The 22,362-nt window shown below is 64.4% G+C and carries 9 protein-coding genes; 1 reads left to right on the top strand and 8 read right to left on the bottom strand.

All coding sequences use genetic code 11. The features are described 5' to 3' along the window. Position 1: 1 nt before the first annotated feature. Positions 2 to 1,228 (top strand): DEAD/DEAH box helicase, encoded by a 1,227-nt coding sequence (locus HPY44_07585; protein NSW55856.1) that lies wholly within the window; start codon positions 2 to 4, stop codon positions 1,226 to 1,228. A 96-nt stretch (positions 1,229 to 1,324) separates the two neighbouring features. Here the strand turns inward: HPY44_07585 and HPY44_07580 are convergent, their stop codons facing one another. The 8 genes from HPY44_07580 to HPY44_07545 all read right to left on the bottom strand — a co-directional run bounded on the left by HPY44_07580 (position 1,325) and on the right by HPY44_07545 (position 22,345). Then, complete coding sequence (locus tag HPY44_07580; GenBank protein NSW55855.1) at positions 1,325 to 2,419, bottom strand: hypothetical protein; 1,095 nt, start codon at positions 2,417 to 2,419, stop codon at positions 1,325 to 1,327. Between the two features lie 62 nt (positions 2,420 to 2,481). Then, positions 2,482 to 6,621, bottom strand: coding sequence for a hypothetical protein (locus HPY44_07575; protein ID NSW55854.1), 4,140 nt, complete (start codon positions 6,619 to 6,621; stop codon positions 2,482 to 2,484). A gap of 84 nt (positions 6,622 to 6,705) precedes the next feature. After that, complete coding sequence (locus HPY44_07570) at positions 6,706 to 11,463, bottom strand: hypothetical protein (GenBank protein NSW55853.1); 4,758 nt, start codon at positions 11,461 to 11,463, stop codon at positions 6,706 to 6,708. A gap of 137 nt (positions 11,464 to 11,600) precedes the next feature. Further along, entirely contained in the window at positions 11,601 to 11,810 is a 210-nt protein-coding gene (gene tatA, locus HPY44_07565; protein ID NSW55852.1) for a twin-arginine translocase TatA/TatE family subunit, read from the bottom strand. A gap of 600 nt (positions 11,811 to 12,410) precedes the next feature. Continuing rightward, positions 12,411 to 14,258 (bottom strand): exo-alpha-sialidase, encoded by a 1,848-nt coding sequence (locus HPY44_07560; GenBank protein NSW55851.1) that lies wholly within the window; start codon positions 14,256 to 14,258, stop codon positions 12,411 to 12,413. A 160-nt stretch (positions 14,259 to 14,418) separates the two neighbouring features. Next, complete coding sequence (locus tag HPY44_07555) at positions 14,419 to 17,769, bottom strand: carboxypeptidase regulatory-like domain-containing protein (GenBank protein ID NSW55850.1); 3,351 nt, start codon at positions 17,767 to 17,769, stop codon at positions 14,419 to 14,421. Between the two features lie 116 nt (positions 17,770 to 17,885). After that, a complete protein-coding gene (locus HPY44_07550; protein ID NSW55849.1) occupies positions 17,886 to 22,031 on the bottom strand; it encodes a hypothetical protein in 4,146 nt (1,381 codons plus the stop codon). A 98-nt stretch (positions 22,032 to 22,129) separates the two neighbouring features. Next, entirely contained in the window at positions 22,130 to 22,345 is a 216-nt protein-coding gene (locus HPY44_07545) for a hypothetical protein (protein ID NSW55848.1), read from the bottom strand. Between the last annotated feature and the right edge of the window lie 17 nt (positions 22,346 to 22,362).

Here is a 22,362-nt window from a genome sequence, read left to right as displayed (position 1 = left end):
GCTGCGGGCAGTTGACGCGGCAGGTTACACCGAGACAACACCCGTTCAGGAGGCCGCAATTCCGGCGGGTCTCGAGGGGCGCGATCTCGTCTGCACCGCACAGACAGGCACCGGCAAGACCGCCGCCTTCGTGCTCCCGATCCTCCAGTCGCTCCTGCAGAGCAAGAGCAAACGCGGCCGCGTACGCGCGATCATTATCACCCCCACGCGGGAGCTGGCGGAGCAGATACACGCGGCAATTCGGCAACTGGGTCAGTTCACCTGGATCCGTTCAGCAACGGTGTACGGGGGCGTCGCAATGGCCCCGCAAGAGCGCGCACTCCGCAAGGGCGTGGACATCATCGTCGCCTGCCCCGGCAGGCTCATCGACCACCTGCAGCGCGGCAATGCCGACCTGCGCGAGGTGGAAACGCTCGTGCTGGATGAGGCCGACCGCATGCTGGACATGGGCTTCATGCCCCAGGTCCGCCAGATCGTGGAACGCATTCCGCGCGACCGGCAGACTCTCTTCTTTTCCGCGACCTTCGCGCCCGAACTCAACCAGCTGGCATCAGAGGTATTGCACAACCCCGCACGCGTGGAGATCGGGATTGCCGCGCCGGCCTGCACCATCACCCATACTCTCTGCCCGGTTGCGAATGAGTGCAAGACTGACCTTCTTATCCAGCTGCTGCGACACAGCGACATCGAGTCGGTTCTGATCTTCACCCGGACGAAGCACCGCGCCGACCGTGTCGCCGCGCAACTTGGCCGCGCAGGGTTCCGCGCCGAAGCCCTGCACTCCAATAAGTCACAGAACCAGCGCCAGCGCACCCTGGATGGCTTCCGGTCGGGCAAGTTCCAGCTTCTCGCTGCCACCGACATGGCCGCCCGGGGGCTGGACATCGAGCGCGTCTCGCACGTGATTAACTACGACGTGCCGGATACGCCCGACGCTTACATTCACCGGGTTGGCCGCACGGGACGTGCCGAACGCAGCGGCGATGCCCTGACGCTGGTCACCGCAGACGACCGATCGACGATCCGTGACATCGAGCGCGCTCTGGGAGAACCCATCGAGGTCCGCAAGGTGGAGGGGTTCGACTACGGGAACCCAACCCTCCGCGCGGGCAAGTCATCGGGTGCTGGGCGAACGCAGCCCACGCCGACATCGTACAGCTCCCGCAACGACCGGCGCATGCAGTACAGCTCACGGAAGTCCTCCGCGAGCCGCCGTTCGGGCCGTTGAAGTCTCGGCAAATAGCGGGAACGGCAGGGCCCGTCCGGCGAAGGCGCACGCCTTCCGGACGGGCCCTTTCGCGTCTGCCTGACTACAGGCCGTTTCTCACTCCGGCGCACCCATGAACCCTTCGTGGAACCACACCGGCTTGTAGCCGCGCTCCGTGACCCATCGGATCGCCGTGTCCAGCCGCTGCGCGTGGTCCGGGACATATCGGACGTAGAAGGGCCAGAAGTACTGCTCATGCGTGAACAGGTCCATGATTTCCCGGTTGCCCGGGGTTTCGGTGAGCGGCTGCAATGTGGCGTCCACCTGCTCCACCGGGCAGTTGTTGCAGACAATGTCCACCCGCGAGTATACCATCCCTGTGTCGAAATCCTTCAGCGCATCATTCCGCCACAGATACTCAGCCCGGGCGTCATCCAGCCAGTAATGCACATCGAACCCGGTGCTTCCCGGCTGAGCGAATCCGGACAGTACCCGCACCCCGTGGTCGTATAGCGGTTTGATCGCTTCTGGAAGCACCATCCCCCAATGGATGACAGTCGGTGGGATGAGCGACTGGGGCCCAGCGAAGCGCACAATCTGCTCTTCCACCATCGCCATGTCTCCCATGAGCTTTTCGGGGGGAGCGTACTGATAGGGCCGGTCGGGCCTGTTTGCATAGGCGTGAAAGGCAAGGCCCAGCCAGTCCGCACTCGCCTCGAATTCGCCCCGGTAGCGGTCGGGGAAGTCGCTGATGAAGAACTGGTCCTCCCCGAACTCCTCCTGAGTCTCGAAGTAGATGTTGACCGTGAACTTCGCGCCATACTCTCGATTCAGGTCGCGCAGGATACCCAGGTAGAAGCAATCGAACAGTGAGTCATACTGCTTCTGTGCCACGTCCCGCAGCCAAAAGCTGTTATCGTCGATGGAGAAGCGGTAGCGCGGGAAGGAATGCTTATCCCACACCACACGCACCGTGTGCTTCTGCTTGCCGAGACTCCCCTCGTACGCGGCAGTGATGTCCGTCTCGCGCTCCGTCAGAGACACGTCGGCCTCGAATCTGGAACCCGCAATGCGTGCCGGCTGACCATTCACCGTCACCTTCCCGTAGGGGGGACACTCCCCGGTGACACTGATGCGCAGCGCGCCATGCTCGATCCTTCCGTGGTTTGTGTTGAGCACTGCCCCGTGGAAGGGGCTGTCGATCCTGAGCATTGCCGATCACCTCTTACCGGGCAGTTGGCTTCGGGCCGCCCGAGGCCCTCTTTCTGGTGAGTCTACAGTTCGATGACATCCGCGTACACCAAACGCCGATCCACCGGTGGTCCGACTTTCTCCGGCTCAGTCACACGGCCCTCCAGCGCAAGCCTGCGGATCCTCAAGCCCTCGTCGGCTCTGAAGACCTCGTACTCACGGACCACCAGGCGGTAAGTACCCTCCTCTTCGGGCAGTCTCACCTCGCCCCGCCACGCGCTTCCGTTCGCCGCGCGCAAGGCAGTGAGTGCCACCGTGCCCTGATTGACCGGCACCCAGCCAAGATCGCCTTGCGTCCCGGGTCTGCGCGACTCGAGGCTGACCTCAACTTGATTGCCGCCGGCCTCCGACCTGTTGCGGCTCGAACCGCTCACCGTGACGGTGAGTGACTTGCGGTCTGTCGAGGCGGAAAGCGTCGTGGCCCGGTCCGGCAGGATCTGAGCGAAGTCCGCTCGCACAACCCTGGAGAGTTTCACGTCCGCACCTGCCGTCTGCACCGACTTCGGCTGGTAGCGCGCCAGGGCCAGCCGCACGAAGGGGAAGTACATTGGTCCCTGGCTGATTTCGATGTCGCAGTACCAGAGCTGACGTGCCGGGTCGTACCCGACTTTATGCCCGGCCACGGCCACCCTCGCATTTGGCAGTTCGTCCAGCGTCAGGTTCTCCTCGGTTGCCACTGCGGCCGGGAAGTCCGCGGTCCTCAGCATTTGCGTCGGTCCCTGGGTTTCGAAGATCGGGTCCTGGCCCCACTGGCTGACATACGGGCCGACACCCATCGACCACGCCGGAACCGCAACTGCGAGGAGGTTGTCCGGCCGCGGCTGTTCCAACACCACGCCCAGCAGCTCGCCGTCCCCTGAGCTAAACCAGGGGCGTTCGAGGTAAACGCGCAGTCCGCCACCTTTGCGCGTGCTCACCTTCTGGTCCGCGCGCTCGTATCGCTCCCACCCGAAGGTGGGGACTACATAGAGCACTTTGGGCGACGCCGGCCGCGCGGAGCTCAGGATGTCCAGCTCCAACGGATCCGACCGGCGCGTGATCGGCGTGGCTCCGGACGCGATGTCCTCGTCGCTGAAGGGCAGATACTCCCGGAACCTCGACGTTGACACCGCCGTGTACCGCACACGCCGGTACTTCGTATCGCCGAACTCGTGCCGCCGCCCCTGAGTCGCAAGAGCCACCTGCGGCCCGACAACCACGGCCGGCTCCACAACGCGCGGTGCCCGGAGTCGCGGGTTCGGCTGCGCCTGCAACTGCGCGAGTTTGAGGGGCTCCGCGAGGTTTGCGGTGGTGTCTTCCGGCTCCACGGGCACTTCGAAAACGTGGGCGCTGCCCTGGATAACCTTGGGCTCCGGTTCCCCGATCTTGTCCAGCGGTTCGTCCCAGGCAGCCTCGATATCGACCTTCACTGTACTGTACCCGTCCACCGGGACCCGGCCACTCAGGCGCGCGAAGGTGTCGCCGAAGCCCCGACTGGCCGTAAGCCTGTCGAAAGATGGGGTCACCAGCGGTTGCTGCACCGCGTGCACCAGTGTCAGTTTCCGCGAGGGCGTCACCATCCAGTTGCGCCCCTGCACCGTGCGCAGGTTCAGTTTCTCGATCCGCTGCAGATCGGTGGCTGTGAGACTGATCTGCGGTGCTGCGACGCGAAGCTTGTCCAGATTCACCATGTCCCGCTGCAGTACCCGCAGTTGGGTTCCCTGCAGGCCTGCGCGCTGGACAGGTCGCACGGTGGCCTCAACCGCCCAACTCCACCCGGCCATATCTTCGACACGCTCCGGCGGCAGGTAAGAGCTGAGCCAGACCTCCGCGACCTCGGCTTTCTCCAACGGCACGATGAGCATACGCCGGGCCGCATCGAACTGCGGCTCTGATGTGGAGGCAGTCCGTTCGACAGCGATGATGCGAAAGCTCATGAGATCCGGCCAGTTACCGGCAAATGGAACGCGCACTGCTCGGGCTTCGTCGCCGCTCGCCCGGAGCCTCGTGAAGCGGACCAGAACACCTGCGGCGATGGGATCGGGAAGATATGGCAGCGGCACCGTGTCCATCTCCGCGAACTGTGGCAATGCAGCGTCACGATTGGCGATCAGGTCATACGTCTGGGCGTCGCCGCGCATTCCCGATGGTCCGTCGAACATCCCATGGGTCTCTGCCATCTGCTCGCTGGTTCGTGGCGCGATCACATGCCGCTCGCTGGTTGCATCCGTTGCCACATTATCCTTGGCAGGAGTGTCGTTGAAGCTGCGGATGACTACGCGCTCCAAAGATTCCCCGGGCGACCCGTCGAGTGCGGTCCTCGGCAGCACCATCGGCGCGGGCACAGGTTCGTGACGCAGGTATCGGAAGGGATCGCTGTCCACCTGGCCGTCGATCGCGCTCAGCGGTAAACCGTTCCCCGCCAGATCCACAGTCCGCGCGCGCAGGCGATAGCTGTGACCGTAGCGGAGCCTGGGCAGCGACCCTGGCTTGGGCGCGAACTTCGTGTCAAGGCCATATCCCTGCGGCCCAACCTCGGGCACGCCTTCCTGCGGCAGTGGCTTGCCCGGCCTGGATGCGCACAGGCTCCAGCCCTCCCACCGGAACAGGATCTCGTGGACGTATAGGTCATCGTCGCCCTCTTCGGTGGATGCCGTCGCCGCTGCGGACACCCAACCCTCGTCTGCGAACTCAAACTCCCTTGCAGCATTGACGAAGCTGTACTTCCCTATCCGCTCGCAGAGGGAACGCCACTTGCCGTCGGCCTCGTCCAGCACATCCACGCGGTATCCGCGCACCAGGTCTTCGGCATACAGGTCGATTTCAGGCTCCGTCTGCTGCCCAGGAAGGCGAATTGCCTGACGACCGCCGACAGCGGCAGGTCTCCCGCGCAGGAGCTGAGCAGACTGAACCTGCCGGGCCGCGGCGTCCAGGGCAACGGCACGCGGGAAGACAACCGTCGCCAGATGGTGCGCCTCATTGACGCGGGCCACCCAGAGTCCCGCCGACCTCACGGTGGACACCGCCAGTTCCGTACTGCTTGCGGTGTTGCCGCTTCTCACAGCTTGCGCGGCATCGATGGTTTTCATCGCGGCGCCGTCCACGTCTATCTGCCCCACCTCGAAACGGTCTTCGTCGCCCAGTTTCAGGAACCCGTTCTGCAGGTCTCCCCCGTTCGGGCCGGACAGGGCCACGAAGCTGTTGCCCGTCACCTGGCAACGCGTTCTCGGGGTAACATCGGCCGTCGTGGCCATCGACGATGTCCACGACGGCAACACCTTCACCCACTGCGGGTTCGCGGGCACCGACGGGAAGGGTATTTCCAGATCGATGACCAGCCCCAGCAGCCGCATGACCGCCGGAAACTCCCCGAGAGATGAGACGATGCCGTGGAAGTCCAGTTGGGGGATGAGCACCGGTGCCCGTACTTTCAGCTCCGGCCGCACCCGGTCCTGTACCCGGACCAGGCCGTGGAAGGTCTTGACCTGATAGAAATCCATCATCGTCTGTGTCACACCGGCTCCAACGCTGACCGCACCCACCTGTGGGGCCTGCTTGCGGACCTGGGTCTGCTCCGGGGCCACCGCCTGGAGTGCCGGGTTGGCTACAGCTTTCACCGAATTCCGTAGCGCAGGTGCGCCAAGACGCTGGTTCAGCTCGGTCTGCTGCGGGGCAGGCGGCGCAACCTGCTGGAACAGATTCAGCATGGGCCGAGCCGGAGCGGCCTCCAATTCACCCGGCGCAGGTGTAATCTCCGGCGGTGTCTCTGTTGGGTTCACCGCAAGCCCCAGATACGCGGCCTTGATGTGGGCCACCACGTTCTTCACCGGGTACGAATGGATGACGGTCCTGTCGACCTCGGGGAACTTGTGGGGGGTGATGTACGTGTTCGCGCTGAAAATGCTCCCCCACAACTCAGAGGCGGCGTCGGCATTCTCCGGTATGACCCGCTGAGCATCGACGGCGGGCTGGCTTCCGAACTGCACCTGAAACGTGGCATCAGCAAGCCGCGCGGGCCAGTCCAGCATATCCGGGAACTGGCTCAGGCGTGGAGTGGGAAGGCCCTCGTCGGTCTCCAGCCGCGGGGACACGTGCACCGACAGCCGCAGCCTCGCCGGCCCCGCCGCGGGGTCGACCACCATACCGTTCGGGCATGCGGTCCACACAATGGTCTGCTTCTTCATGGCCGACCTCCTCCGGGCAAGAGCCGGGACGTCGGGGTACTTTGCGTTTTCCTGTCGACGGACTCGCTTCTCTTCATGCCCGGGCTATGCGAAGGCATCGCAGTACGCTTTCCAGTCCTGCTGCGTGATCACTTCTTTGATCTTCGCGGGCCGGGTCGCCAGCACCGGCGCCGGGGCCAAGGGCTCCACCGCCCGGCCACGGCCACGCAACTGCGCCAAAGCGCCGGGCTCATCCAGCAGGGCGGCGATCTTCGCGCCGTCCAGCGACTGCGCAGTGCCCGAGGACGAACCCGCGAACTCACGCTCCACGGTTACTGTGACCGAGAAGCTGAAGAACAATATCTCGATGTTCACCTTCAGGCTGGCCTGGCCCCAGACCCGGCTCCTGCCGCTCTTCACATCATACGTCAGGCCCAGGTAGAACTCGGCCGAGATGGTGATGAGCCCGAGGACGCTGAGATGCCCACCGCACCGCACATAGCCCGTCAATTGCACGTCATTGCCGCCCTGCGTATTCTTCTCGATCTTGAAGTAGATGCCGGCCATCAGATAGACGCCGCCGCTGGCCACACCCACGTTCATCGAGAAGTTGCCGCCGAACTCGAAGGACGCCTCCATCAACTGCACGCCCTCGGTGGTGGTCTCAAGGGCGAAGAACCCGCCACCACCGAAGAGCGAGACCGTGAGCAGGAAGGGGTTCTCGCGCGAGTTGAAGGCAAAGCGAAGACGGAAGGGGTCGCCGGTGAAGGGCAGCTTCGCATTGACGCTCATCGCCATATTCTCCAGGCTCATGATCCCCACACCAACATTGGGGATCGCCATGGAGAAGCCCACCGACACGCCGCTGGGCTGGATGTCCAGCGACAACCCGCCAAGATCCGACAGCAACTTGCGAAGCTCGTTGACGAACTCCAGCGGGCCCCCGAAATCAACCCGTTCGATATCTACGTCCACATCTGGTTTCTTGCCGTTGGCAACCTTGAACACCAGACTATTGAAGTCCACGATGATGAACACCACGTCCACCTTGAAGCGGGTGAGCGAGACGTTCATCTCGAAGGAAGATGCGCCACCTGCAAGCTCGGTCCGCAGCCGGCCATCCAGTTGGAGCTTGCAGTTCGAGTGAGGCTTGAACGGTCCGGCCTCCTGAACCTGCGGCTGCCAGTTGATCCGCGCCTCCACCGCCTCGGGCAGGTTCAGGATGCTGTTTTCGGGATAGATCGGCCGCACAGTGAGGCTCGGGACGGTGGCATCGCCAAAGACGGCTTGCAGAATATCCGCGAGCTTCACGCCGCCGAGGATCTTCGCTTCCAATTGCCCGAAAAAGTCCTGCGGGTTGAAGACGCCTTTGGCCAGGTTTGCAATATCCCCGGCCACCGGACCGAACTTGCGTGACAGCCCGCTGATCGCCAGATCGGGACTGACCAGGCCGCCTGACATGTCTCCGGGGAAAAGCAGGTCCGCTGTCTCCTTGAGCTTCAGGAAGACCTCGCCCTTGTTCTGGCCGCCATCCATCCCGTTGTCCTTGTAGCTGTCGGCGATTCCAACTGTTACTTCCTGATCAGTTCCCATCATCTGGGTGATCGCCGGCACCCGGACGCGCGCTTCCGCGAGGGACGGGAACCCCCGCACCGAATTGCGTTTCTCGAACTCATCCGGACTCGTGCCACTGGCCGGAAGATCAGCCTGGAAGGTCACCGCTTGCGTCTCGAGGGTTGTGTCACCGGGGCTGGCGGCGCTGCTTTCGGCGAAAGCCACGTTCTGCCCGAAGGTCTCCCGCTGCCGGCGCTCCTTGTTCGAGGCCTGGTTGTAGTGGTTGCGGATGGTCTGCATCGTGTCATGCCGATACGAAACCCGGTCCTCCGCGCCCACGAAGAGCATCGGGGCGGTGAACTCGGCTTCCTGTCCGTCCCAGTCCTCCGCCTTGATGTGGAACAGGAAGTCCTTATTACCGGTGCGCGGCCAGAAAGCGGCCTGGGCGGAGAATCCCGCGCCGAGTACGCCCTGGGGTTCATCAAGAGTCGGGGTGATCAGCGTGGTCAGGGTGATTTTCCGGAAGGGCATCCCCCGGGCGTTCTTATCCTGGCCATACGCCGGGTAGGTCTGCTCAGGCTCGCGCACCACGATGAAGTAGCGCTGTCGCAGGTATGCCACGAACACTGAACCCTTGCGCTCGATCTTCCGCTCGGTGACCTTCACCAGCGAGGCCGGGTGTCCGAAGGGGAACAGGAAGCCCTTGTAGACCACGCGCACTTTCTGGTCGCGGCCCATATTCGCGTGATGCCGCCATTCTTCCACCGACAGCCCTGTCCCCAGGGGGATGTCAGCCGCGTAGCGCACATTCATCCACACGCCCAGGGAGCTGAGCATGAAGCGATCGGCTCGCACGATCCGGCTTCGATAGCCGTCGATGGTCGGGTCACCTGTGAGCCACACCAGTTCGCACCGGTCGCGCCTGTCCAGCGACATGCGGAAGGGCAGGTTGTTGTGTGTGGGCATGGGGTCGGAGTAATCCGGCGACCAGATGGCCCGCAGCGTCCGGTAGTAGTCGTTCCTGCTCCCGGACACATCCACTCGCAGCACCCGCAGGCTACCGTCCTGCAGGCCGTAGACGTACTGATTATCGTAGACCGTCCCGTCCTCGCCTCGCACCCCCAGGCGCGTGTGCCAAAGCTCGGTCCTGCCGTCCCGCACCACTTCACGCAGCGCGTGCACCCAGCCCGCAGTCTGGTTCGGCGACATCACCAGTCTGTATGGAGCTTCGATGGCCGTCTGGAGCTCCGTCGGTTCCGAAGGCTTCAGCGGGATCCGAGGCATAACCACCTCGGCTGTGGGAGCCAGACGCAACCCCGAGACGGGGTCCATCGACAGGCCTCTTGCCGCACCCGTCGCCGAAGGGGTGAAGACCAGCTTCCCGGATGGACGCGTCGGATCATCCCGGCGCGCCACCGCACCGGGCTGCAACGCCTTCACCTCGGGCACGACGATGATCCCTGCGCCCTTTGGGGGCACGACTTTTCTTGGGGGATCGGGAGGCGGCTGCGCAAGTGGCGAGAGCGACGGCTCCAGCTTGCTCCAGTCCAGGAGGCTCTCCAGCGTATATGGGATCTCCTCAACATCCTTCGGCACAGCAAACACAAGCCGGCTGCTGTCTGCCAGACGTGCACCCACAGGCGGCGGGTCCGTCTGCTCATCCTGCGCGGCGCCCGGCAGCTGATCCACCTCGGGCGCCGTCTCCAGGAACGCCTCCTCCGCGATGTGCTGCGGCGGGAAATGCACGGTGATGTAGGCGGGCTTGCTCGCGTCCCTCCGCACCAGCCGCGGCTGTCCACTATCGGTCGTCTCAAGCTTCAAATTCGTGAACTGAAACGCCAGGGAGAGAAGGTCGCTCGGGCGAATCACGGGCACAATGAACATGTCCAGCGGAACTGCGAGCGGCGGAGCGACCACCACCGGCTCCTGGGGGCGCACCGCCGGCGGCCTCGCCGGCACAGGCTGGGCAACCGGCGGCTCAGCAGGCTTCGGAGGTTGCTGCGGCCTTACCACCGGCGGCTGTCCACCGGGCGCTCGTACCTGCGCAACCTGGGTACCGGTGGATGCGAAACTCACAGTGGCCTGCCCTTTCGGGGGGGTGGGCTGCACCAGGGCACCCGCCAGGGGTGCCGCCAGTTCCAGCAGTGGGGGCTCACAGCGAGCCATCACCGGCCGGCCCGGTTCCCGCAGCATCTCGAACCCACCGTCGGAGCCTCCACCCACCTTCAGGCTGCAGAGCTCCGTATGTACCCAGGTGCTCTCTTCACCAAAGTCGGAGACCAGCGCCTCATGACGGCCTGTACGGTCGAATGCCATCGCGTACCGCGGACGCGCAAGGGAGAGCCAGACCGGCTCGTGGCCGTTCCCGCTCTCGTTGCCGGGAGAGTACCACAGCACTGACTCCGGCTTCCGCCCGAAGGCCGCCAGGGCGCACGAGACCCGGTTCCCAGCGCCGAGCCCGGTCTCGATGCGCATCTCATCGAAGGGCTCGCGCTCCCAGCGCACCGACTTCGGATCGGCAACCGGCGCGAGGTCTTCCAGCTTCCAGGACTGCTCGCCGCGCTCGAGGCTGATTTCGGTGCGCCTTGCAGGAGGCTCGCGCAGGAGGCTGGGCGCGTCCCCGCCTTGAAGCCACAGACGCACATCATCCGACTTCAGCACCCCGGCCAGCCCGGAGAGCTGCCCGACGCTCTCGCCTGTCAGCTGGAGCGTCCAGTCGGGCCGGAACTCCGCCTCCGCGCGCCCGGCAAGACGCAGCGCGACACCAGGCTCGGGCGTGCAGGCCGTAGCACTCAGACTCACGGGCCCGCGCGCCGGCTCCTCACCGGCCAGCCAGCGCTCGAAGCTAACCTCTGCCCTGAGGCCGCCGGTCTTCATCCGCAGCCGCATGCGCCAGCCGAAAATCGCCGGGAGAATCTCGCACTGGAAGTCTGCCGGGATCCGCGTACCGGGCCACAGCGCATCCGTCAATGCCAGTGAGATCCGCTGGTCAGAGCGCGTGAAGTCGAGCTTCGGGTCGCCGCCGAACTGCCTGCGGTCCACTACGAAGGCTTCACGTCCTCCAATGCTGAAGGCGACGCGGTCCCGGTCGGCGCGCACGGTGAAGGGGCCCAGCATACCCGCACGGAGCGCTCTGGCGCCTGGAGGAGTCATGGCGGCGGCCATTCCCGCCAGGCCCAGCATCTCCCGCCGGCTCAGCCTCAGATTCTCGGCATTGTCTTCCAGGTAATCCAGAGCACTCACGGGCGGGGAACTTCGGGGAGACCGGCAGGAGCGAAGCAAGTCGAGGTTCAGCCGCGCGGTAGTCATACCAGGGCCTCCAGGTGGGCGCAGAGAGCGCAGCCCCGAGAACGACAGGATCGAGCCAACACGGTTACGTCGGCGGCAGACGCGGCAGTACTTGCATTCCGGTTGTGATGCGGCAGAAGTAAAGGCAGGCCGGGCTGTCAGGCCTCGCCGGCCTCATCGTCATCATTCGGCTGCTTGTCGGCAGGCACCGGTGCGGTCGGCTTCTCGACCGGCTCGCGCGACGCCGACTTGAACTCCCTCAGGCCCTGCCCGAGCCCGCGCAGAATCTCCGGAATCTTGCGCCCCCCGAAGAGCACTACGATGATGAGCAGAATAATGACAAGCTCTTGCGGGCCCAGACCAAACATGATAGACGCCCTTTCTCGCAGCATGCTTTTCTCACTACTTCGCGATCGTTGCGCAGGACACCTGCAACGAAAAATCCGGACGAGACGGAGAGCCAGGCGCTGCAGGACTTTTGCCCCATTTGGGTCTCTGGGAGACGGTTTGACAACCGATGAGCGACAACCCGCGGAGAAGAGACGGGAGCCCCTGTCCGACACCCCGGGGCGCCACGTCTGCCGGCATCCAGAAATCCAAGGGTGCTGCATACACCAGGAGGCGACGGGGGTGACCACTCATGGCCGCGAGGCGTAAGCGCCATGTGCTGATAGACGACGAGCCGTGGGCCAAGATCAAGCCCATGCTGCTGTCGCGCGAGATCGACTACGGGGGGAACTCTCCGTTGTGCTGACAGCCGCGCCCGTGCCTAGATCCTCTTCTCGGAATGTTTGCCCTGCGAACCCGGGCGCGACGCCTGCCAATAGCCCGGTACCCCTTGCTCAAAGGAGTCACACAGCGTCTCCTGGGTGAGCGCCGGGACCGGTAATCGCGAGAGCCACCAAGAGCAGAAGGGGGCGCGCTGTTATGCTCAGTTCCGTTCTCTCTCAGCCAATCACACCGATGCACTATGCGCCCGGCAGGCCGAACATCTCCCGGATGATGGGCAGCAGCGCATCCGCTTCCATAGCATGCCCGGCGTCATTCGGGTGCATGCCGTCGCTCAGGAGGGCATCCACCGTCTGCCCCTCCTGTTTGCCGTAGTCCTGGAACATGGTGAAGGTGTCCACCAGGGGAACCTGCTGCCTTGCAGCCACCTGCCGGCAGCGTTCTGCATACTCCCGGACCAAGCCGTTGAAGCCGTCGGGGTCGTCCGGGTTGTACGGAGGCTTCCCGTAGAGTTCCTTGAGCTTGTCGGTCCATCGCACCGGGTTCGGTGTCATCAGGATCACTCGCGACCCGGCGGCCTTCAGTTCCGTCACGAACCGGTCCAGGTTCCGCTCATACTCATCGATTGGCAGGCGAGGTTCGGTCTGACCGCGCCAGACATCAATGGCCGAGTCATTCAAGCCGAACTGGATGATCACCAGGTCAGGCTTGTGGGCCAGCACCTGCGCGTCGAAACGCTCCCGCGCCGAGTCTGTGCTATCCGATCCACGCCCGGCGTTCACGACCTTGATCGCGCGCCCGGAGCCCTCCAGTTCCCATTCGAGAAGCATCGGGTAGATGATGATCCCGCCCCGGGGCGCGGTGGTGGAATCCCCGAAGCACACGATGGTCAAGGGCTCGCCCGCCGGCGGCTCGGCGGCTTTCAGCAGGTCTTCTTCCATCACAGCCACCAGATTTCGCGTCCAGTTCTTCCCTGCCACCCAACTGGTCCACAATTCTCCCGGGCGGCGCTCCCAGATCTGCGGGTAGCACAGCCGCGTCCCTCGCGCGATGGTGACTGACTCGGTCCAAGTCTCCCCGTCGTCCTCCGATAGCGCCATCAGCAGCGAATCACGCCAGCCGTCGCTGGGAAGCTCTGTGCCCCAGCCAATGCGCGGGCCTTTGGGCCGTAACTCCAACAGCGGGCGCATCGTCTTCCCCGGGGTCAACGGGTTCCAGATCAGCGCCAGTCTCCCGCTCGCAAGCCGGGTCACGAAGCCCGGGGCGTTGCTGGCCGGGATGTCGCTTGGCTCGACTTGCCGCCAGGTCAGTCCGCCGTCGAAAGACCAAGCCTTCCACAGCCGATCCAGCGCGGTACGCATGAACATGAGAAGGCGTCCGTCCGCCAGTTCCGTGAGCGAGCCCTCTATGGCCCCATCGTGGTGCCCATGTCCGCCCAGATCGATGATATTGCTGCGCTTCCACGTGAGGCCGTCGTCCGTCGATACATAAGTACACTGGCAATGGCGGCCGGGATTTGGCACATACCTCTGCACCGGCACCACGATGTTGCCGTCTCTCGTCTGGATGATGTCATTGAGAGAGCCGCAGTAGCCGTCGAAAATCATCTGGCGGTCCTGCCAGGTCTTCCCGTCATCCAGGCTGCGGATCGACCAGACGGTGAGTAGTGGATCCACCGCCTCGCCGGTGGCATCGTCCCACTTCCAATGCCAGTTCTCGAAGTCCCGGTAGATGTACACTATCACACCACTCTTTGTGCGCAGAGCGATGGCGCACTCGAGTTCCCGGGTGGGCTTGCCCGGCCCCTCTCCCGGAACCATAGTGGCGTAGGGCGCCCAGGTCTTCCCGTCGTCCGCGCTCACCCGCACGGTACCGCCGTTTTCGGCGCCCAGGTTGAGCAGCCGGCCGTCTCCCAGGTCCACGAAGGAGCCGGCCGCCATGCCTTGTGACAGATGACGCGCCTTCGGGTGTAAACGAAAGCCCAATTCCCTCGCAGTCAAAGGCTTCGCGCCGGATTCGGCCTGCGCACACGCGCAAGCCGTCACGGCCAGTGCAATCAGTAGCGCGGCGGGATACGCAGACTGCATGAATACTCATCTCCCGGTGCGAAACCCACATTAGGTGGTCGTGCGTCTTCACGGGCCTGCAATTCGCTCTGAGCAGCCGCCGTCCCTCTCCCGCAAAGCGCACCGGGCGGCGTCTTCACTGAACTGCCGCCCGGCCTGCAACGTACAAGGGCCAACTCTGCTACTGGACCGTAACCGTCAGCGTGTCGCTGGTCACACGGTTCCCGAGTTCGCACTTCACGGGAATCTTCAGCGTGCCCGCCGGGACGTTCGCCCCCACAGCAATCAAGAGATCCACCCACCCGTCCGGGCCGAGCAGAATGCCCTTGAACGGTGCTTCGGCTGGTCCACGCTGCAAAGTGGCCTGAGGTATCGGCTGCGGCGTGGGCATCGGGCGCTCCATCGTCGGGACTTCAGGCAGAAGCGCCAGCCGTGCTTTCTCCGCATCTGCCTGTGTGAGTCCGATGAGCTTCAGCGGCGGAACATGCTGGTGGCCGCGGATTGTATCGGCCTTGACCCATACGTTTGCCGGTGCTTTACCCAGGGTCAACCTGACCGCCTGGCCGCCTTCCGCCGGGGATTTCCACGTGAGGCGAACAGTGGTCTTCCCACCTGCCCGCAGCGTTACCGACGAAGGTTCGGTGACGAGTTCACCGCTTGACATCGCGAGAATGACCTTGGCCTCGCGCTCCAGACCGCCGCCGACGGCGCGGATCATCGCCTGCACGGGCCTGCCCGCCAGTTTCTTCGCTGCACTGAAGGTCACCTGGACGGTTGCGAGACTGTCCGCGACCACCGGATTGGTCGAGAACCGTGCGGTCACTCCCGGAGGCAGGCCTTCGGCACTCAAGACCACAGGGGCGGCGAACCCTCCCAATGGACGAAGGGTGAGGGTGGCCCTGACGGTCCCATCCTTCCCCGCTTGGTCGTAGGAAATCACCCGCGGCTCCAGCGTGAGCATGAGATCGGGGTACGCGCGGTGCTGCCCCGTATCGTAGCCACCCGACTGGTCACTCGCATCCTGCGCAGGAACAAGCTCGATCGGGTCCAGCACGATTGCGCGGCAGTCCGTGATCTGGATGTCCACCTGCCTCTGCGCTTTCGCCTGCCCCGGCGCACTGGCAATCAGCGTGTGCGGACCGGACGTGCAGGCGGGCAAAATGAACTGGCCTTTCTCATTGGTCCGCCCGAGGTAGTAGACCTGGTATGCCCATTCGCTCAGGGGCACCAGCGGGATCCCTGACCCGGAGCGCAGTCTCGCGAGGGTCTCGTCCTTCACCATGGTTACTGCCGCGTGCTGCACCGGTTGTCCGGTCTCGTCGAGAACGGTCCCCAGCACATTGCGCCGGGTCGCCAGCAGTTCGCGCACCTCGTCAGACAGCGGCGCGTCATCGGGCGGCATGGGCATCGGCAAGCCGGCTTCGGCGAAGGTCTGATCAAGGATCTGCGAGGACACCACCAGCGGTTCGGATTGCCAGTTCTGCTGAGCCGCCGCCATCGCGCCCTGGTAGCCACCCTGGGCGTTGAGCTGTTGTATGTTCTGCACAGCCTGCGCCATCAATTCGGCTTGCTGCTGCATCATTCCCGCCGTCTGAGTGTTCGGGCCCTGTTGCTGCGCGGCCTGGGCCATGCTCTGCTGAAGGTTGCTCAAGAACTGCTCCATGGCCTGCGTGTCGACCTGTGCGTTTCCGGGGAGCAAGTCCTCTGGCGTCCAGTCCGCTGGCCCGTAACTCACATCCACTCCGCGATCCTCCACCAACTCCGTGCTTCCCTCCATTGGCGCAGCGGTGGCGAAATGGAGTTTCACAGTCCCGCCAGTCTCGTTCCTGAAGGAGCACACCACCGGGTCCGTCATCCGGTTCTCCGTTCCATGGGTAGCGATGCTTGCCTCGAAGAACGGGACACGATGTGGCGCGCCTCCGGTCTCATGGGCCTGGTACACGTAAGCCACGGCTCGGTGCTGATCGCTCATCGGGTCTTTCAACGGAAGAATGAAGGTCATCAGGTCCGGATCGTTCATGTCCCGATAGGCGAGAATGTGGGCCGCGTCAAAGGCCGATGGCGGCGCCTGGAATGGGTCGCCCTTGAATAGCTGGCGGTACACCTGATCGGTGATCTCGTCTGTCTCCAGCAGCCGAAACTTGGGGTACAGCGCAAGCTGGTTCGAAGCATCCATGCTGTTGACACACTCCCACAGCACGTTGTCCTCGTCATCCGCCATGGGAATCGGATACCCGATCGCGGCGCTGAGCTGGTCCACGCCGGCCTTGTCAAGCAGCGATAGCTTGCCCAGTGTCACCGAGTCGTAGAAGGGCACGAACTCGGGCCAGTTCATCTCGGGGTGGTCTGCCGTGACGCCCATCTCCAGGTCAACTTTCTGCCGGACTTCCTCCCCATGCGTGGCAAGGATGAACTGCTCCGGGTTCACGATCTCCTCGAAAGTGTCCCTCAAGAGCTGGTTGTAGATGCTCTCGGCCATATCCATGAGCGCATCCTGCAGCGGCTGCATGACCCAGTCGATGGGCGCGCCCAGCCAGTCGATAACATCGAGGATGATCTGCGGGATGCCCAGGACAAGCCGCGCCGTCCACTTGGTGGCCCAGTCCGTTACTCTCCCCGGCACCGGGAGGAAGTTGCCCGAGGATACATCGCGCCCGATATTGGTACTGGTCTCCGCCCACTCCTTGAGGCATTCCTCGGAACCTTCCCTCTGGTATTCCAGCCACTCTTCCACCGGCTCCACACCCCACGAGAGGGCGTTCCACCAGTCATCCATGTAGTCTTCGCACTTGTTCTCCGCCGACCGGAAAGCGTTGCGGTAGTCAATGAGGAAAGTCATGTACCCGGCAGTGACCAGCGCAGGATAGATGTCCTCGTGCAGCATGAGCGTGTCACGGACGAAGCAGGGGTCAGCATTCAACTCGAGATTGGGAGAGATACTGCCGTCCATCGCTCCCGGAAGGCGCGAGTTCACGTAGGACTCCAGGGCGACGTGCTTCGAGACAATGCCCATGTCGCCCCAGTCCCAGGCGCCGCCCGAGTACCCGTTGACCCAGGTGTGGCCGATGGCATCACCGCCCACGTGCACCAGCCAGCCCGCCGCGAAAGCCAGGGCGCGTTTGTGCGCCCAGTCATCGTCGTCGTAGTCCCGGGCCTCCCTGACTACGTGCTTCGCCCAGTCGATGGCTCGCCAGTACTGCCCTGGAATGTACGGGTGGATGATGCTCTGACCGATGTACATGTCCGGGTAGATATCGGCGCAGCAGCTTCCAGCCCGGAACTCCTGCGGGCACTGCAAGATAGCCTCGCGCAGATGCTCCGGCACGGCAATGTCGCAGAGCGGCTCGGTCGCAATCGTGCCATCATCATTGTGAATAACCCGTTGGATCGACACACTCCCGTCGTCAGCGATGTCTTCATAGATGATGCATGCCTGGTAGATGTGGGCGTTGATCGCCCATGCGTCTGCGCGAACCTGGCAGATGACGGCAGTGAGAAGAGCCAGCAAAGCGGATAGAGTCTCCCGGCGCACGGCTACGTCCTCCCTCGGCGGGTATGCCCCCGGCTTGTGGTCCCCTATGCGAAAAAACGGGGTCGAACAGTATCTGATTCGACACGTACAGGGCGTCTCCTTGTCTGATGTGGCCATCAACCAGGTGCATGCTCGCTGAGAGGCGCGATCCTCACCGGGCCCATGAAGCCGTCCACGCGGTACACGGCTTCGTCGGTCTCGTAGCGCCCCACGCGCAAAGGCCGCAGGGAGGGGGCCATCCACGGTGCGCCCCGACTCTCGCCCACCTTCTCGCCGTCCAGGAACACCTGTTGCAGTCCCCGGTCGAAGATGCATCTCACCCGGTACCAGCGCCCAGTGTCCAGTTCCGGCCCGCAGTCCAGCGACCCCACGCCGCTCACGTGCCAGCGTATCCGGCGATCGAGCACCTGCAGCATGTAGCCTTCATCAGGCCACAGGCCCTGCACCAGCAGGACCGGCATGCCCTCCAGACTTCGCAATGAAAAGCGCGTCTCGATCTCGAACCGGTCCCCCGGCCAAGCGGTGAAGGGCACCGTGAGTCCCCCGCGCAGGTCAACAGCGCGCCCCTCACCTGTCTCCACGATCCACGGTTGCTGATGCCATACCACGGGCTCGCCATCCACGGTCACCGACTCCCCGGACCACTCCAACTCCAGTCCCGCGCCCTGGCCCACGGAACCGCGCAAGACCATCCACGGCTCGATGGCCTCCCCATACAGCCGCACAAAGTCAATATCACCGGTGAAAGTCCAGTCGGGACCGATCTGGTCATACCGTGCCACCGTGAAATGGCGCTCCGAGGGCTGGAAGGGCTGGCGAGCGGGCTGCTCCCCGATGAGCCGGCCGTCCACGAAGGACGCGAGACTCTCGCCGTCATACACGCAGACCACGGTGTACCAGCGCCCAAGTTCGGGCTGGAAACGCGCGTCCAGGCAGCCCGCACCGCTCACGTAGAACCGCAGGTCATGGCCGATCAACTGCACGAAGTACCCCGGCGCCTGCCACGCGCCCTGGCACACGAGCACCGGCATCGGTGACTTGCGAATCTGCCGAAACCGCACCGCGACCGTGAAGGCATCATTCACTGCAATCGAATCGGAGTACGGGACCGTGAGCCCGCCATTGGTGCGGAGGAACTGTCTGCCCAACTCCCGTCCAATGTCGTGGGGTCCTGTGAACTCGAAATCTTCACTGTCCTCGATTCCCTTCCCGACGCCGAAGTCCAGGTCCAGCAGCGGGGCGGGGATCTCCCCTGACAGATGCACCGTTACAACGCCGCTCGGGCCGGATTCCACGCCGCCTGCGCCCACTGCACGCACCCGGTAAGAGTAGTCTCCAGGCTCCGTGACCCGGTCCGTATAGCCCGTCTGCCCAAAGCCTTGCGGGGTAACCCCACCAGCCCCCGTCACCGCTCTCCAGTCGCCGTCAGGACCGGCCCGCCGCTCCACAGAGTACCGCACGACCCGCAGGTCATCACCTTCCCACCGCAGCCGCACGCTGTTCACTCCCGCCCGAGCCACCAGGTCCTCAGGCGCATCCGGGGCAACCGCACGGGCTGTCCGGATGGTTGACCGCGCCCTTTCTTCGCCTTCGTCGTCCAGCAGGCGGTACTCCAGGTCCGCATCGCCCGGCACATCCAAGTCATCGCAGGCACGGTCCAGACTCTCGCAAACACGCACCCAGTCATCGGCTCCCGTCCTGCGTTCGATCACTGCTTCGGCCATCCCTGGCGCTCCGAACCAGCGGATGCCCACTCCGCCGAAGGGCAGCACCCGGCACTCCAGCCCCACCGAGACGGCTATCCTCGGGATCGCCGTATCCACCTGATTGCGTCGGGACACCAGCGCGCCGGGGCCATGGATATGCACCTGCCGGAAGGGTTCGCCGCGCAGTTCGGGCCAGCGCAGCACCCCCGACCCGGTCTGCGCAACGATCCGGTAGCGCAGCCAGCCGGCCTGCACCCGCTCCCCCGGGATTGTGGCTTCAAACACGCAGCGCTCCGTGTTCGCCATCGGGATCGACTGCCAGCCATCGACCCCACCTGTCGCGAACTCCAGGGCCACGCTCTTCGCCGCCCCTGCGCCGTCCCACGCCGCGCAGCGCACCGTCAGCGGCGATCCCGCGGCGATACTGCTGTGCTGATAGTCGCTGATGATCCCGCTCCCTTCGTCCGGAGCCGCCGACAAGTCGCTCGTGTCCGCATCCAGCCCGCATGCTTCCCGCAATCGGGCCACCTTGTCCCGGTAGTCCACGAATGCCTTGCCGTTGATGGTGGCCAGCACGCCCATTTCGCCCCGGGACGTGATCGTGCTCGCCCACATCCCCAGCATCTTCGCGAAGTCCATCTCTCGCAGTTCCACAAGCATGGCGGCGCAGCGCTGCGCTCTCTCCGGGTTCTGCGGGTCCATATCCAGCGCTTGGTCCACCGGCCCGTCGGCTACCATGAGTGCCGCGATCCGATTGAACATCAGTCCGCGATCAAGGGTAGCCAGGAGGTCATCAAGCCTTCCCACAGCCCCGGAAGGCGCCGTCTCATCCAATCGGCCCCGCGCTGCCACCAGCCTCTCCCGCAGGTCCGCCAGCGCCTCCTGCTTCTCGGGCGACCGAGCATGGCACCAGGCGAACTCCCCGCATTCCGACTGTCCCGGCCCACCGATCCAGCGGTACCCGAGGCCGTCCAGTTCGATCAGGATCGCCGCCATCTCCTCCGCCAGTCCCTCCCCGAACCGTCGGCGAGCGTAGTCCGCATAGAAGCTCTCGAGCGTCTGCTCCGGATGCCAGGCCGCACGAGCTACGTATGCCTGAGATTCGCCCACTTCCTTGGTGCGCCAGTGAATGCCCAGCAGTCCCTGGCAACCCTTCGCCCTCGCATCCCTCACGGTATCGGCGAAGATATGCACATTGGCCTGCGGGAACCATTGATCGCCATCGTACTCGTACCAGGGGATCGCCCACCGCTCGCGATCTTGCGGCAGTGCATAGTTGCGGCTCACCGTGGGGCCAACGCGTATGTCGTCCAGGGCCGCGAAGATGATGCGCTTGTCCAGGACCCGGTCCCAGCACGGGAAGTAATCGGAGACATGGAGCCAGTGGTCCCCACCCCAGCCCGAAAGGACCAGTTTGACGTGGGGCGCGGCGTGATCCATCAGGTCCCGGGCCAGCCGGGCGTACGTCGCCACCCGGATGCCCTCCCATTTCCGCGCGGGATCCTCGATTTCACCGAAGCTCTCTTGCCACTCCCGGTACAGTCGGCCGGCGGGGGATCGCGGCGCAGGCGGCGTGCTGCCCTGCATCGACATCCCCTCGGGCTGCCAGAGCCAGACGTAGTCCAGCATCGGGTAGTCCTTGAGCAGTTGCAGCAGCCGGGCACGGAACCGCCGCTGCTCAGCCGGGTTCGACGGGTCCCCACCCACCTCGAATCCCAGGCACGTGCGCACACCCCGCGCCGAGGCGTACTCCAACCCCCTCGCGAGGAGTTGCTTCGCCGCCGTGATCCGCTCCTCGCGACTACCGGGCTGCCTCGCCACATCGCTGCCCCAGTACTCCCCCGGGAAGAGCCGGCCTGTTCCGAACCCGAAGTCGTCCACTCGAAGGGGCGATGTGCCCCAGATCCGCCGCGCCGTGGTCATCAGCGGCTGGCCGCCGATGACCTGTCCGTCATATTGGTATGCCGCGAAAGGCTCGTGGTCGTAGCTGTGAAATCCGATGAAGTTCTGCCCGGAGCGCACGATCTGGTCGGCGAAGAACCGGAAGTCCTGATCGTCCCAGGTGGTCGGGCTGTTGAGAAAGTTGTACCACGGAAGAGACCCACGGATCGCGAAGACAGGCGAGCCGTCAACTTCCGGTCGGAGGAAGTCCGAGGGAGGCGAGGCGGGCAACGCATCTCCGTCGAAGTAGAACCCGATGCCGTACTCCTGCAGCAGCCGGTAGGCGCCGAAGAGCACGCCTTGCTCCGTGGCACCGGTGATGGTCACGACCGCACCGGCAGGCGCGTCAACGGACCGAATGCGGTATCCTTCCGGCCCGAGCCCGTCCTCATCCGGCGTGATTTCCAGCACCACACGGTCCCCGGATGCGGCGTGCGAGACCACCGGCACGGGTGTCCGGCTCAGACGCTCCAGGTATCCAGAAAGCTCCGTCGCGGCTTGTTTGACCAGCGGCAGGGAACCATCCGGGCAGACGATGCTGCAGAAGGGGTCAGCGTTCGCGTTCAGGGAGACCAGCAGGAGACAGAGGGGGAGGATGCGCCGCAGGCGGTTCATCACGAAGCCTCCGAGGTGCGCGTTCAGTACACTCTCGGAAGTTCGCCTGGACGGGTAGCGGTTCCTTGTGGCTGTTCAGCGCTGACGGCCCGAACCGCTCAAGCCTGTTTTTCGCTCTCGGGCAGCGGCTCGTGAGCCTTCCGGCCGTACACCTTCTCGTATGCCTTGCAGTACGGGCAGAAACCGCCCTCGATGAACTTGACGAACAGAAACGCCAGCCCGCGTTGAGTCTTGCGGGCGTGGCTGCAGACGGGGCACTCCAAACACTTCTGCGCCATGGCCCGGTCCTTCTCGGTGACGGTCGTCTCAGCCATTTCAAGCACCTGCCAAT

Source organism: Armatimonadota bacterium, from assembly GCA_013314775.1.
Taxonomy (GTDB): Bacteria; Armatimonadota; Zipacnadia; order Zipacnadales; family JABUFB01; genus JABUFB01.
Note: the sequence above shows the minus strand (reverse complement) of the source record. Positions and strands in the feature narration are given on the sequence as shown.

Coding starts and splice junctions, on each gene's coding strand:
- HPY44_07580 (NSW55855.1), bottom strand. CDS start 2,419: ATGCTCAGGATCGACAGCCCCTTCCACGGGGCAGTGCTCAACACAAAC.
- HPY44_07575 (NSW55854.1), bottom strand. CDS start 6,621: ATGAAGAAGCAGACCATTGTGTGGACCGCATGCCCGAACGGTATGGTG.
- HPY44_07570 (NSW55853.1), bottom strand. CDS start 11,463: ATGACTACCGCGCGGCTGAACCTCGACTTGCTTCGCTCCTGCCGGTCT.
- tatA (NSW55852.1), bottom strand. CDS start 11,810: ATGTTTGGTCTGGGCCCGCAAGAGCTTGTCATTATTCTGCTCATCATC.
- HPY44_07560 (NSW55851.1), bottom strand. CDS start 14,258: ATGCAGTCTGCGTATCCCGCCGCGCTACTGATTGCACTGGCCGTGACG.
- HPY44_07550 (NSW55849.1), bottom strand. CDS start 22,031: ATGAACCGCCTGCGGCGCATCCTCCCCCTCTGTCTCCTGCTGGTCTCC.
- HPY44_07545 (NSW55848.1), bottom strand. CDS start 22,345: ATGGCTGAGACGACCGTCACCGAGAAGGACCGGGCCATGGCGCAGAAG.